9 protein-coding genes, 1 tRNA gene and 2 pseudogenes are annotated in these 14,155 nt (G+C 59.6%); 9 read left to right on the top strand and 3 right to left on the bottom strand.

What is annotated here, in order from left to right:
• Positions 1-20: 20 nt before the first annotated feature.
• Entirely contained in the window at positions 21-1,046 is a 1,026-nt protein-coding gene (gene tsaD / locus ACPZMI_RS13160) for a tRNA (adenosine(37)-N6)-threonylcarbamoyltransferase complex transferase subunit TsaD (RefSeq protein WP_426352383.1), read from the bottom strand.
• A gap of 204 nt (positions 1,047-1,250) precedes the next feature.
• Here tsaD and rpsU point away from each other — a divergent pair, with 204 nt between their 5' ends.
• The 7 genes from rpsU (at position 1,251) to ACPZMI_RS13125 (ending at position 11,459) form a co-directional block, all read left to right on the top strand.
• The gene (gene rpsU, locus ACPZMI_RS13155; protein WP_003255575.1) at positions 1,251-1,466 is read left to right on the top strand and encodes a 30S ribosomal protein S21; all 216 of its coding nucleotides are present in this window, start codon (positions 1,251-1,253) and stop codon (positions 1,464-1,466) included.
• 229 nt (positions 1,467-1,695) lie between these two features.
• Entirely contained in the window at positions 1,696-3,678 is a 1,983-nt protein-coding gene (dnaG, locus tag ACPZMI_RS13150) for a DNA primase (RefSeq protein WP_186709537.1), read from the top strand.
• A 67-nt stretch (positions 3,679-3,745) separates the two neighbouring features.
• Positions 3,746-5,599 (top strand): RNA polymerase sigma factor RpoD, encoded by a 1,854-nt coding sequence (gene rpoD, locus ACPZMI_RS13145; protein ID WP_054892208.1) that lies wholly within the window; start codon positions 3,746-3,748, stop codon positions 5,597-5,599.
• Between the two features lie 131 nt (positions 5,600-5,730).
• Positions 5,731-9,471 (top strand): EAL domain-containing protein, encoded by a 3,741-nt coding sequence (locus ACPZMI_RS13140; protein WP_426352382.1) that lies wholly within the window; start codon positions 5,731-5,733, stop codon positions 9,469-9,471.
• Between the two features lie 15 nt (positions 9,472-9,486).
• A tRNA-Ile gene (locus ACPZMI_RS13135) sits at positions 9,487-9,563 on the top strand.
• Between the two features lie 376 nt (positions 9,564-9,939).
• Positions 9,940-10,788 carry a hypothetical protein gene (locus ACPZMI_RS13130; RefSeq protein WP_426352381.1) on the top strand — a complete coding sequence of 283 codons (849 nt, stop codon included), beginning with the start codon at positions 9,940-9,942 and terminating at the stop codon, positions 10,786-10,788.
• Positions 10,788-11,459 carry a hypothetical protein gene (locus tag ACPZMI_RS13125; protein ID WP_426352380.1) on the top strand — a complete coding sequence of 224 codons (672 nt, stop codon included), beginning with the start codon at positions 10,788-10,790 and terminating at the stop codon, positions 11,457-11,459. The genes ACPZMI_RS13130 and ACPZMI_RS13125 overlap by 1 nt, the downstream gene beginning before the upstream one ends.
• 17 nt (positions 11,460-11,476) lie before the next feature.
• Here the strand turns inward: ACPZMI_RS13125 and ACPZMI_RS13120 are convergent.
• Positions 11,477-11,776 (bottom strand): annotated as a pseudogene (locus tag ACPZMI_RS13120) (tail assembly protein); the annotation flags it as partial.
• A 306-nt stretch (positions 11,777-12,082) separates the two neighbouring features.
• On the opposite strand from ACPZMI_RS13120, the gene ACPZMI_RS13115 reads away from it, so the two are divergent.
• Both ACPZMI_RS13115 and ACPZMI_RS13110 read left to right on the top strand, forming a co-directional pair.
• A complete protein-coding gene (locus tag ACPZMI_RS13115; RefSeq protein ID WP_426352379.1) occupies positions 12,083-13,204 on the top strand; it encodes a Fic family protein in 1,122 nt (373 codons plus the stop codon).
• Between the two features lie 194 nt (positions 13,205-13,398).
• Positions 13,399-13,476 (top strand): annotated as a pseudogene (locus ACPZMI_RS13110) (nuclease-related domain-containing protein); the annotation flags it as partial.
• 84 nt (positions 13,477-13,560) lie between these two features.
• On the opposite strand, the gene ACPZMI_RS13105 reads toward ACPZMI_RS13110, so the two are convergent.
• On the bottom strand, positions 13,561-14,121 hold the full coding sequence (locus tag ACPZMI_RS13105) for a TetR/AcrR family transcriptional regulator (RefSeq protein ID WP_186667532.1): 561 nt from the start codon (positions 14,119-14,121) through the stop codon (positions 13,561-13,563).
• Positions 14,122-14,155 lie beyond the last annotated feature (34 nt).

The raw sequence follows: 14,155 nt of genomic DNA, 5'->3' as shown, positions 1-14,155 counted from the left end.
CTCGCGGGAAAAACTCTGCCTCACAGCGGCGGCAACTGCTCCATGGGCCAACGCGCCTGCACACTGATCGCCAGATCCTGCTGCTGCCCGGCCAACAGGCGCTGGCAGCCGGCGTAGGCAATCATCGCGCCGTTGTCGGTGCAGAACTTCGGACGCGCGTAATACACATTGCCCTTGATGCTCGCGAGCATGTCCTCGAGCGATGCCCGCAGCGCCTGGTTGGCGCTCACGCCACCGGCGATGACCAGGCGCTTGAGGCCAGTCTGCTTGAGGGCACGCTTGCACTTGATGGTCAGAGTCTCCACCACCGCCTGCTGGAATGCCAGCGACAGGTCGCAACGGGCTTGCTCGCTGTCGTCACCGGCATTGCGGCACTGCTGCCAGGTGTTCAGGGCGAAGGTCTTGAGGCCACTGAAGCTGAACTCAAGCCCCGGGCGATCGGTCATCGGCCGCGGGAATACGAAGCGTCCGGGCGTACCTTGCTCGGCCAGGCGAGCGATCTCGGGGCCGCCGGGATAATTCAGACCGATCAGCTTGGCCGTCTTGTCGAAGGCCTCGCCTGCCGCGTCATCCAGGCTTTCACCCAGAAGCGCGTACTGGCCGATGCCATCGACCTGCACCAACTGCGTGTGACCACCGGATACCAGCAAGGCGACGAACGGGAACTGCGGCGGCTGCTCTTCGAGCATCGGCGCCAGCAGGTGGCCTTCCATATGGTGAACGCCAATTGCCGGAATGTCCCAGGCGAACGCCAGCGCCTGTGCACAGGAGGCGCCAACCAGCAGCGCACCGACCAGCCCGGGGCCTGCGGTGTAGGCAATGGCATCGATGTCGGCGGCGATGCAGCCGGCTTCATCCAGCACTTCGCGAATCAACGGCAGCATGCGCTTGACGTGATCGCGCGAGGCGAGCTCGGGCACCACGCCGCCGTAGACGCGGTGCAGGTCGATCTGGCTGAACAGCGCATCGGCCAGCAGGCCGCGCTCACTGTCGTATAATGCGACGCCAGTTTCGTCGCAGGATGTTTCCAATCCCAGTACTAGCATGGGTCCGTGCCTTGTGGAGGCTGAATTCGAAGCCGCGCATTCTAGTCCCCGTGCAGAGTGCCGACCAGCGGTTTTCGATCAGAGGCTTTGCATTCCGCCACGCTAAGGGTTAACATCCGCAACCCTTGAAAACCGACGTTCTCCAGCACACCTTTGTTTTGCCAGGAGCACGTCTACCCCGGTAATGAATTAAGGTAGCCCTGGATGCCAGCCGTCAAAGTTAAAGAGAACGAACCCTTCGACGTAGCTCTGCGTCGTTTCAAGCGCTCCTGCGAAAAAGCCGGTGTACTGGCTGAAGTTCGTAGCCGCGAGTTTTACGAGAAGCCGACCGCCGAGCGTAAGCGCAAAGCTGCTGCCGCTGTTAAGCGTCACGCCAAGAAAGTTCAGCGCGAACAGCGCCGCGCCGTTCGCCTGTACTAATACAGACGTTCTACGCAAAGCTTCTGCCCAGCCCGGCCTCGTGCCGGGCTAATGGCAGTTGTCGCTTCACCCCTCGGTCATGTGCCTTGGGCGCCCCGGCAAACGCCCATGGGCAGAATTCATACGCCTCACCAGAATGCCCGATGCGGCAGGTGAAACGCAGACACGCATCTCCCTTGTTGCTCTCTCCAGCGATTAGACTTGCCAGTAGCCAGATAACGAGACTGCCATGGCCGGGCTGATTCCCCAGAGTTTCATCGACGACCTCCTCAACCGCACCGACATTGTCGACGTGGTGAGTTCGCGCATCCAACTGAAGAAGACCGGCAAGAACCACTCGGCCTGCTGCCCGTTCCACAAGGAAAAGACGCCGTCCTTCACCGTCAGCCCCGACAAGCAGTTCTACTACTGCTTCGGCTGTGGCGCCGGGGGCAACGCCCTGGGCTTCATCATGGACCACGACAACCTGGACTTCCCCCAGGCGGTCGAGGAACTGGCCCGCGCCGCAGGCATGGAAGTGCCGCGCGAAGAGGGGCGACGCGGACAAAAGCCGCGCCAGCCCACTGATTCGCCGCTGTACCCGCTGCTCGAAGCGGCTGCAGAGTTCTATCGCCAGGCGCTGCGCAACCATCCGACACGCAAGGCAGCGGTCGAGTACCTGAAGGGCCGCGGCCTGTCTGGCGAAATTGCCCGTGATTTCGGCCTGGGTTTCGCCCCGCCGGGCTGGGACAACCTGTTCAAGCACCTTGGCGCCGACACCCTGCAACAGAAGGTGATGATCGACGCCGGCCTGCTGATCGAGAACGCCGAGACCGGCAAGCGCTACGATCGCTTCCGCGATCGGGTCATGTTCCCGATCCGCGACAGTCGAGGCCGGGTGATCGCCTTCGGAGGGCGCGTGCTGGGCGATGACAAGCCCAAGTACCTGAACTCCCCGGAAACCCCGGTGTTCCACAAGGGCCAGGAACTGTACGGGCTGTTCGAGGCACGCAAGCACAACCGCAACCTCGACGAGATCATCGTGGTCGAGGGCTACATGGATGTGATCGCCCTCGCCCAGCAAGGCCTGCGCAACGCCGTGGCCACCCTTGGCACCGCGACCAGCGAAGAGCACCTCAAGCGCCTGTTCCGCGTGGTGCCCAACGTGCTGTTCTGCTTCGACGGCGACCAGGCCGGGCGCAAGGCGGCCTGGCGCGCACTGGAGGCCACCCTGGCGAACCTGCAGGATGGCAGGCGTGCGCGCTTCCTGTTCCTGCCCGAAGGGGAAGATCCGGATACGCTGGTCCGCGCCGAAGGCACCGACGCCTTCCAGGCCCGCATCCATCAGCACGCCCAGCCGCTCGCCGACTATTTCTTCGAGCAACTGGCCAGCGAAGCCGACCCACGCTCACTGGAAGGCAAGGCGCACATGGCGACCCTGGCTGCACCGTTGATCGAAAAGATTCCGGGCGCCAATCTGCGCCAGTTAATGCGCAATCGCTTGAAGGAAATTACTGGTCTTGATGTCCAACAAATGGAGCAGTTGGCGCAGAATACGCCCGCACCCAGCGTACCGGACTATGATCCAGGCTATGACTACGATGCCATGGCCAGCTACACGCCGGACTTCAGCGAACAGCATTACGACTACGCCCCCACCCAGCAGGAGCAGCGCCCCTGGACACCCAACAAGGGGGGTGGCAAGAAGCCCTGGGATGGCAATGGCAAGCCTTGGGACAAGAACCGCAAGGGCGGCAAGGGCTGGCAGCGCGACGAAGCGCCTCCACGCACACCGGCACCGGTCGAACCCCCGGCGCTCGCGGCCTTGCGCACATTGCTGCACCATCCGCTGCTGGCCGGAAAGGTCGAGGACGCGAGCCATTTCGCCGACGAAGAACATCTTTACAGCCAGTTGCTGGTGGCCCTGATCGAAGCCGTGCAGAAGAATCCTGGGCTAAGCTCCATGCAGCTGATCGCACGCTGGCACGGCACCGAACAGGGGCGTCTGTTGCGGGCGCTGGCAGAGAAGGAATGGCTGATCGATGCCGATAACCTTGAACAACAGTTTTTCGACACCATAACTAGCTTGTCAGCCCGCCAGCGCGAGCGAAGCTTGGAACATCTGCTCAGGAAAGCACGTCAAAGTGAGTTGAGCACCGAGGAAAAATCCCAGTTGCTCGCCCTGCTCAGCAGGAATGTTCCCGCACAAACCCCGACCTCATCTGGCGCGTGAGGTCCATGCTCGGGTATAATCCTCGGCTTGTTTTTTGCCCGCCAAGACCTTCAGTGGATAGGGTGTTATGTCCGGAAAAGCGCAACAGCAATCTCGTATCAAAGAGTTGATCACCCGCGGTCGTGAGCAGGGCTACCTGACTTACGCGGAGGTCAACGACCACCTGCCTGAGGATATTTCAGATCCGGAACAGGTGGAAGACATCATCCGCATGATCAACGACATGGGGATCAACGTATTCGAGAGTGCTCCGGATGCGGATGCCCTGTTGTTGGCGGAAGCCGACACCGACGAAGCCGCAGCCGAAGAAGCCGCCGCAGCGTTGGCGGCCGTTGAAACCGATATCGGCCGCACGACCGACCCGGTACGCATGTACATGCGTGAAATGGGTACCGTCGAGCTCCTGACCCGCGAAGGCGAGATCGAAATCGCCAAGCGCATCGAGGAAGGTATCCGCGAAGTCATGGGCGCCATCGCTCACTTCCCGGGCACCGTCGATCACATTCTCGGCGAGTACGACCGTGTAACGACCGAAGGCGGCCGTCTGTCGGACGTTCTCAGCGGCTACATCGACCCTGACGACAATATCGCCGCGCCTACCGAAGAAGTACCGATCCCAGGCGCCAAGACTGCAGCGGCGAAGGAAGAGTCGGAGGACGAAGAAGAAGGCGACGAAAACAGCGACGACAGCGAGGAAGAGGGCGAAAGCGGCCCCGATCCAGAAGTTGCCCGTCAGCGTTTCGGCGCCGTCTCCGATCAGCTCCAGGCCACCAACAAGGTCCTGAAGAAGCATGGTCGCAGTGGCAAGGAAAGCGTTGCGGCGCTCCAGGCCCTGGCCGATCTGTTCATGCCGATCAAGCTGGTGCCCAAGCAGTTCGACGTGCTCGTCGAGCGTGTCCGCGGTGCCCTTGACCGCCTGCGTCAGCAGGAGCGCGCGATCATGCAACTGTGCGTGCGTGATGCCCGCATGCCGCGTGCCGACTTCCTGCGCCTGTTCCCGAGCAACGAGACCGACCAGACCTGGAGCGGTGACCTCGCCAAGCGCAGCACCAAGTGGGCCGCCGCCCTGGGTGAGAAGGACGCCGCGATCGTCGCCTGCCAGCAGAAGCTGATCGACCTTGAGACCGAGACCGGCCTGACCGTCGCGGAAATCAAAGAGATCAACCGTCGCATGTCGATCGGCGAGGCGAAAGCCCGTCGCGCCAAGAAAGAAATGGTCGAGGCGAACCTGCGTCTGGTGATCTCTATCGCCAAGAAGTACACCAACCGCGGCCTGCAGTTCCTCGACCTGATCCAGGAAGGCAACATCGGCCTGATGAAGGCGGTGGACAAGTTCGAATACCGCCGTGGCTACAAGTTCTCGACCTACGCCACTTGGTGGATCCGACAGGCGATCACCCGTTCGATCGCCGACCAGGCGCGCACCATCCGGATTCCGGTGCACATGATCGAGACGATCAACAAGCTCAACCGTATTTCCCGACAGATGCTGCAGGAAATGGGTCGCGAACCGACCCCGGAAGAGCTGGGTGAGCGCATGGAAATGCCTGAGGACAAGATCCGCAAGGTATTGAAGATCGCCAAAGAGCCGATCTCCATGGAAACCCCGATCGGCGACGACGAAGATTCGCATCTGGGCGACTTCATCGAGGACTCCACCATGCAGTCCCCGATCGACGTGGCCACGGTCGAAAGCCTCAAGGAAGCCACTCGCGACGTGCTCTCGGGCCTGACCGCACGCGAAGCCAAGGTGCTGCGCATGCGTTTCGGTATCGACATGAACACCGACCACACACTTGAAGAAGTCGGCAAACAGTTCGACGTGACCCGCGAGCGGATCCGTCAGATTGAAGCCAAGGCGTTGCGCAAGCTGCGCCACCCGACGCGAAGCGAGCATCTGCGCTCCTTCCTCGACGAGTGATGACGAACCCCGGCCCAGGCCGGGGTTTTTCATGGGCGACAAAAAGCAGCAGGCAATCTGCCGCATTCACCGGCACTCTTCACCCGCGTCCGTCTACACTCGAATCAGCCCCCTGATAGAGAGAGGTCGCCATGCCCTTGATGCCGGCACTTCTGCTGCTCTTGATGATCTGGAACACAGCGGCCGGCGCCCTGACCCTGACGGACGAAGAACAAGCCTGGCTCAACGCCCATCCGCAGCTGCGCCTGGGCGTGGATGCGTCTTGGCCGCCATTCGAATTTCGCGACCAGGAAGGTCGCTATCAGGGATTGGCCGCCGACTACATTGCCCTGGTCCAGCAACGCCTGGGCGTCACGCTGCAGCCGGTCGAGCCCAGCAATTGGTCGCAAGTACTTGAGCAAGCACGACAGAACCGTATCGACTTGCTTCCAGGCATCATGTCGACGCCCGAACGCCAATCCTACCTAGCCTTCACCCGCCCCTACCTCGATTTCCCCATCGTCATCCTCGCCCACGAGGGCGGCCCTCAGCCACGCACCCTCAAAGACCTGTACGGCCTGAAAATCGCGGTCGTGGAAAACTACGCCCCCCATGAATTGCTGCGCACCCACCACCCGGACCTCAATCTGGTGGCCTTGCCCAATGTCAGTTCAGCCCTGCAGGCGTTGGCTACCGACGAAGTGGATGCGGTGGTTGGCGACCTTGCATCGAGCATCTGGAGCCTGCGCCAGCTCAAGCTCGATGGCCTGTACGTCAGTGGCGAGACGCCCTACCGCTATCAGTTGGCCATGGCCGCCCCACGAGAACAGAAAATCCTCATCGGCATTCTCGACAAAGTCATGGCCGACCTGAGCAGTACCGAAATCAGTGACATTCAGGAGCGCTGGGTCGGCAACGTCGTCGATCAACGGAGCTTATGGCGCGACCTAGTGATTTATGGCCTGCCGACATTGGCCGTTGTGCTGCTGATCCTCGCCGCCATGCTGCGCATCAATCGCCGCCTCAGCTCGGAGATTTCGCGGCGGATCGCTCTGGAGCAAGAGCTACGCAGCAGCGAATACCACTACCGCAGCCTGATCGAGAGCCTTTCGGCCATCGCCTGGGAGGCCGACGCCAACGACTTCACCTACAGCTACGTCTCCCCGCATGCCGAGGGCCTGCTCGGCTATCCGCTGCGGGAATGGCTCAAACCCGGCTTCTGGCGCGGCATCCTGCACCCCGAAGACGCCCTCTGGGCCCAGGCCTACTGCGATGCCGAAACCGCCGCCGGGCGCGACCACAGCCTCGACTATCGCGTGGTGCGTGCCGACGGGCACATCCTCTGGGTACGCAATATCGTCAGCATGATCGAGCAAGGCCACAAGCCGCTGATGCGCGGCCTGATGATCGACATCAGCGAAACCAAACGTACCGAGGATGCCCTGCGCCTATCCGAACAGAAGTTCGCCTCGGTGTTTGAGCAATGCCCCGACATCCTGCTCATCGCCCGCCACAGCGACGGCTGCCTGCTGGAGGTCAACAAAGCATTCGAAGAGCAGATCGGCCTGAGCCCAGCCCAGGTCATAGGCCGCACCGCCACAGAACTGGACCTGTGGGGCGTTGCGGGCTCCGGCCCGACGATCCTTGAGCGCATGCAACTGGGCGGCATCCGCAATCTGGAAATGAGCTTCCGGCGCAGCAACGGCGAGTTATTCACAGGCCTCACCTCCGCTGAAAGCTTCGACCTGGACGGCACACCGGCGCTGGTGGTTGCTGTACGCGACATCAGCCAGCTCAAGGAAACCCAGCAACAGTTGCAGACTTCCGAAGAGAAGTTCGCCAAGGCCTTCCACGCATCTCCCGATGGCTTGCTGCTGTCGCGCCAGAGCGATGGCCTGCTGCTGGAAGCCAACGAAGGTTTCTGCCGCCTGACCGGCTACGACATCAACCCGAGTCTTGGCCACAACAGCCTCGACCTGGGCATCTGGGTCGACCTCAAAGAACGTGATCGGCTGATCGAACTGCTCAAGCGCGATGGTTTTGCGCGCGATTTCAGTTGCCATATCCGCCGTAGCGACGGCCAGATCCGCCTGTGTGAAATGTCCGCTCGGCCACTGCCAATCGGCGGCATCGACTGCATGCTGACCATCACCCGCGACATCACCGAGCGCCACATGATGCAGGAAAAACTGCAACTGGCCGCCACGGTCTTCGAGAACACCGCCGAGGGCGTGCTGATCACCGATACCGAACAGCGCATCAGCGCGGTCAACCGCGCCTTCAGCGAGATCACCGGCTACAGCGAGCTCGAAGCCCTAGGCCAGACCCCGCGTCTGCTCGCCTCCGGTCAACATGACAGCGCCTTCTACGTCGCCATGTGGCATCAGCTCACCGCCGAAGGCCATTGGCAGGGCGAGATCTGCAACCGACGCAAGAACGGCGAGTTCTACCCTAGTTGGCTGACCATCAGCGCCGTACGCAACAGTGAGCACGAGACCACCCATTTCGTCGCCGTGTTCGCCGACATCTCCAGCCTCAAGCACGCCCAGGCCAAGCTCGACTACCAGGCGCACCACGACCCGCTCACCGGCCTGCCCAACCGCACCCTGTTCGAGAGCCGCCTGCAGGCTGCCCTCACCTGCGCCCAGGCCTCCAGCCGCCAGGGCGCAGTGCTGTTCCTCGACCTCGACCGCTTCAAGCACATCAACGACAGCCTCGGCCACCCGGTCGGCGACCTCTTGCTAAAGGGCATCGCCCAACGCCTGAAAGAACAGGTTCGCGATGTCGACACCGTCGCCCGCCTGGGCGGCGACGAATTCATCATCCTGTTGCCCGGCCTGCATCGCCCAAGCGACGCCAGCGCCATCGCCAACAAGCTACTGGCGTGTTTCCACGCCCCGGTTCAGGCCGGCGAGCACGAGTTCTTCACCAGTGCCAGCATCGGTATCAGCCTGTACCCGCAGGACGGCACCGACGTCGCCACATTGATCCGCAACGCCGACGCCGCGATGTACCGCTCCAAGGCCAAGGGCCGCAACCGCGTCGAAAGCTACACCCTCGACCTCACTGCCCAGGCCAGCGAGCGTATTTTCCTCGAGCATGAGCTGCGCCGCGCCATCGAACGCAACGAACTGAGCCTGTACTACCAACCCAAGTTCAGCCTCAAGACCCAGGGGTTGGTCGGTGCCGAGGCGCTGATCCGCTGGAACCACCCGACCTTCGGCGAGGTGCCGCCGGAGCAGTTCATTCACCTGGCCGAAGAGAACGGCAGCATCCTCCAGCTCGGCGACTGGGTGCTGGAGCAGGCCTGCCAGCAGATGCACACCTGGAAACGCACCTACCAGGCGTTCGGCCCGCTGTCGATCAACCTCGCAGGTGCTCAATTGCGCCAGCCCAGCCTGACCCGGCGGATCGAGCACCTGCTCAAGACCTTCCACCTCAAGGCCGGCGACCTGCAGCTGGAAATCACCGAGAACTTCATCATGAGCCAGGCCGAAGAAGCCCTGGCCATCCTGCATCAGCTCAAGCACCTCGGTGTGCAACTGGCGATCGACGACTTCGGCACCGGCTACTCCTCGCTGAGCTACCTGAAGCGCCTGCCGCTGGACATCCTCAAGATCGACCAGTCGTTCATCCGCGGCCTGCCCGACGACCCCCACGACGCCGCCATCGCCCGCGCCATCATTGCCCTGGGCCGCAGCATGCAGTTGACCATCATCGCCGAAGGCGTGGAGAACCAGGCCCAGCAACGCTTCCTCGCCGCAGAAGGATGCGAACAGATCCAGGGCTACATCGTCAGCCTGCCCCTGCCGGCCGACGAATTCGCCGCCACCTTTCTTCGCATAGCACTGTCGGATCTTTCAGATGGCACCCTTAGCAAACCCTCGTTATAATCCGGCCGACCTCTGGGGCCTATAGCTCAGTTGGTTAGAGCAGAGGACTCATAATCCTTTGGTCCACGGTTCGAGTCCGTGTGGGCCCACCAAAAAAATCAAAGGCTTGCGAGAATATCGCAAGCCTTTTTTCTTGTAGAGCGCGTCGTTTTCCCCTTTCGTTCCCCGTTTCGTGCCATCGGTGCGCGGCAGGAAGCGCGCTGGCTAACGCTGAAAATCAAACGCGCAGAACCCCTTCATAGTCCCCGTCCGTGGGCCCCAATAATGACCATGTGGGGTCTTGCACCTCACCGAATGATCAGAGCAGACCGGCCCGCAGCGGCGAATTTCAGACATATGTATCTGAAAGTGGCTGAATGTGACGATTGGATCGTGCATACTTGGTGATGGCACTTGGCCAATCACCAGTCCCATTTCATTTTCTTATGCCAAAAGTCAGTCTGTCCGGTATACAGCAGGGAAGCACGTATGAGTACACTGCATTTGCATTTTGATGGCGATATCACTAGAAACCATACCGTTAGCTTGCGCACTCTTGGGCGGAGCTTGCATCACCTCCAGGGTGCAGTAAACCGAGCCCATCTAGATGTAAAGTACGGTGAGGTTTGGAAAAATGCCCGGCTCAGTGCAGAAGATTATATAGAGACCGAATTGTGGTCTCGCCCGCCCCGTGATGGTGGCTTCATAATTGAGTTTGTGGAAAATAGTCCACGTATCAAACGTACGCTGAAACGCATAGTCGGCGCAATCAGTCCAGCGGTAGAAAAGTCACGAGCGCAAGCGTTGGTGAATGCTGGCTCATTAGTGCAGCAGGCCGTCCAGAGAGATCAGCAAGTATCACTCGGAATAATTACCCCTGAGACATATGAAAACTATGTTCCAAATGCATCGCAGCACCCGTATGGAGACCGAGCAATAAATAAGGAAATTGATCAGCTGATAAGTGTTGTTAGACACCCGAACGCGGGAAAAAGCACAATCGAAATAATCGTGGATGCAGATAGACCTATCCCTTTCAAGTTTGACAGAGTATCAAGCGAAAATTTCCACTCCATGGTTTCGAACAGGCATCTCGGGGAGCCTTTAATATTCCAGGTCAAAGTCACAGAATTGGATTCGGGGAATAAATCTGCTAAGGTGACCAATGTGGTCACCGAAAGAACTGTAAAACTAAACTACAGCAGTGAAGTAGAGTTCGAGCAGATCAAGAAATATCTGGGCTCCGCTGTTCCAATGACATTTCTTGGAAGCCCAATATTTGAAGGGGGAGCATATGATGCGAAGGGCGGAGATGTTTTCTTCATCAGGTTGGCGTAATGGATAAGCTGCTAGAATACTGCAAGGCAAGGTATGATGAGGAGCTTGGCTTCAAGTTTAGCCTGGCAAACATATTTGCCTGGCTATTCTTCGTGGTGTCTATATTCATTTCCAGTAATAACCTTTCGGATGTGGTTTTTTGTGGCCTTTCCCAAATAAAGGTCAAAAACATGTTGGATATGTCTGATGGCGTCATCCCGTCTCTTACAATGCTACAGCTCCTTTATTCGGTGGGATTTGTGATAGCCACAGCCTGGCTGTGTCGTAGCATGTCCGAAGGTTTGTTCTACCTATTTACTCTGAAAGAAGAATTTAAAACTCTTGTAATTGACATAACACTAAAGTTCCATGATGTAAAAGGAAATGACGTCCAACGCAAAGCTTTGGGTCTCGGTGCAAAAGTCGAGATTGATAGAAATATCAAGAAAATTCGACGCACCACATCCCTGGCCGAGGTGTTTTTAGTTATAGCGCTTTGCACAGCAATATTAATGCCACTATCAATGATAAACATAATAGTTTTCGCTGTGTGTGGTTTAACATTTCTTGTGATAGTGTGGTCATCTTTTCATTATTTTGTTTCTGACGTATTGCCTTATCACGTCGCCATAAAGTATTCAGCAGGCGAACTTGCTGAAATAAGACAGAGCTACACAGCGTCTTTGCACTGAAGTGGCTCTGGATCACTTTAAGCCTTGTCCTCGGCGTAGATCGATGCCGAAATGATCGCCCCGCCCCAGCGGCGCTTGCCGATGCAGATCGGTACTGGGTTGCCGCTGGCTGTAGTGTTCTTGGCGGAGCCGAAAGCGTAGGACGGCAGGTTCTCAGGCGCTCCGCTCATGGCTAGCCCTTTGGCTTGTGGACTCAGCATCTGGATGACGCCACCTGCCACGTTTGCGAGCCCTCCCACGAGGAGCGCTGGCTGTGTGCCAGGCGCCACGAAGAACGAGGCGACGATGAGAGCGGCGCCAAGGATCGTTTGAAACAGCCATCGGTAACCGAACCTACAACCGGAAACCGACGCAGATGCAGAGCTATGCCTGGAAGCTTGTAGCCCTTGAGCTACAAGACAGCTTGGACTGTGCCATTTTGTAGCCCAAGAGCCACAAATGACCTCTTTCAACGATGTTTCTGAAACGCTGAACAAGCGTGCGCGCAACAACCCTGATCAGACGCGCTCATCAACCTAGCAAGCCCGGCTTGAGAATTAGACAGTGAGCCGAATAAGCGGCATTATCGGCTCACTGCATGAGCCGAATAGGCTCGTTAATCGGCTCACAGATGAACAACCCTTATGAATGACCCGCTCTGGATCTGGCAGCAGCCCGACTGGCCGCACTTCAGTTGGCAAGCCGAAGCGCTCGCCCCGCTGTTGCGAGCCTGCAGCCAGGCTCAGGGGCGTCTGTTGGGAATGCTCGGTGCGGTGGGCAGTGACACCGAAGTGCAGAGCAGCCTGGATGCCATGCTGCAGAACATCGTCACCTCCTCAGCCATCGAGGGTGAGCAACTGAATGTCGGTTCGGTGCGTTCATCACTGGCCCGGCGCTTGGGGCTGAGCGAAGAGGGTCGCACCACCTCACGTTCCGAAGGCCTGGCGGAACTGCTGCTCGATGCCACCTGCCTGCATCAACAACCGCTAGACGAACAGCGACTCTTCACCTGGCACCGTTGGCTATTCCCCACCGATGACCAACTACTGGCTCGACCGCTACACATCGGCACACTGCGCGGCGAAGAGCCGATGCAGGTCGTTTCCGGTCGCATAGACCGCCCTACGGTACATTTCGAGGCCCCTCCCCGCGCAGGGCTGGAAGCGCAATTGGCGGACTTTCTCGGCTGGTTCGAGAGCAGCCGAAGCGATGCCAGCCTTGACCCCTTTCTGCGCGCTGGCATCGCCCATTTCTGGTTCGTGACCCTACACCCTTTCGACGACGGCAATGGTCGCCTCACCCGCGCCATCACCGATCTGGCGCTGGCCCAAGGCGAACAGCAAGCCATTCGATTTTACGCGATGTCCGCGAGCATCCTCGACGACCGCGCCGGTTACTACCGCATCCTCGAAGTCAGTCAGAAAGGTGGGCTAGATATCACCAGTTGGTTGCAGTGGTTTCTCGCAACCTTACTCAACAGCCTGGAGCAGGCTCTCGCTCGCATCGACCGTGTACTGGTCAAGGCGCGCTTTTGGCAGGCACACCGCAGCCAAACGCTATCGGCAGAGCAGATCAAAGTTCTGAACCGCCTGCTCGATGGTGGCGAAAGGGGTTTCGAGAACGGTATCAGCGCGGGGCAATACCAAGCCGTGGCCAAAGTCTCCAAAGCCACCGCGACCCGTCATCTGAGCGACCTGCTAGGGAAAGGTTGCATCGAACGGCTACCCGGTGGTGGACGTAGCACCCGTTACCAGATAGCACGCTGAGCACCTGAGCCGATCTCATCAGCCCCTGGTGCGTCATCGCGCCATAGGACTATGGTCGCGATCCCCTCGAGCCATTGAAAGCAATTAGCCATTATCCAGATCTGTGCCAGACATCAGGTTTTCGGCACATCTGCTCGCCCTGCCACGGGCGCTCGTCAAGCAGCTCGGCTCAAGGAAGAAAATGGATCACAGCCCTCTCGCCTTACGGCATTTTCGTGCTGGAAAAGAAGAACATGACCGGCTGGATCTTCGGCAGCGAGAAACAGGCGCAGTGTGGGCCCACCAGATACGACAAAGCCGCGCATCAGCGCGGCTTTTTTGCGTTTGGTGGGACGGCCACGTCAGGCAAACAACCCTCAGCCGCCAATCCCCTCCAGCGTCACCTCCACCAACGCCTCCACATACGCCGCCTCCAGCGGCTCACCGGAAAACAGAATCCGGTACACCAGCGGTGCCATCAGTCTATCGACCACGCGATCATTGCTCGGAACCGGCTCACCGCGTGCCACTGCGCGTTCGAGAATCGCACCAAACTGCGCCGTGGCAATTTCCAGGCAGCGCCCGGAGCAGCCGCCACCAGCTGCCAGCAGGTCGAGCACCGCGGCGCGGCCGGGCACCGATGATGTCTCTTCCATGTACTGGATGCCCCAGGCGAGCAGGTCTCCGGGCAGGCTGCCGGTGTCGGCCGGGCCGCTGTCCGGACGGATGCGCTGCAGCGCAACGTCTCCCAGCAGTTCGTTGAGGTCGCCCCAGCGCCGGTAGATGGTCGAAGGCGTCACACCCGCGCGGGCAGCGATCAGCGGCACGGTCAGTTCGCCACGCTCGCGCTCCTCCAGCAACTGGTTGACCGCACTGTGGACCGAAGCCTGGACCCTCGCACTACGCCCGCCTGGACGCACGCCCTGATTGATCGCCATACGCACCTTAACGCAAAGAATTTGCTTTTATCTC

Origin of the sequence: Pseudomonas wayambapalatensis, assembly GCF_049942315.1 — a bacterium.
Taxonomy (GTDB): domain Bacteria; phylum Pseudomonadota; class Gammaproteobacteria; order Pseudomonadales; family Pseudomonadaceae; genus Aquipseudomonas; species Aquipseudomonas wayambapalatensis.
This window is presented reverse-complemented; position numbering and strand designations above follow the sequence as displayed.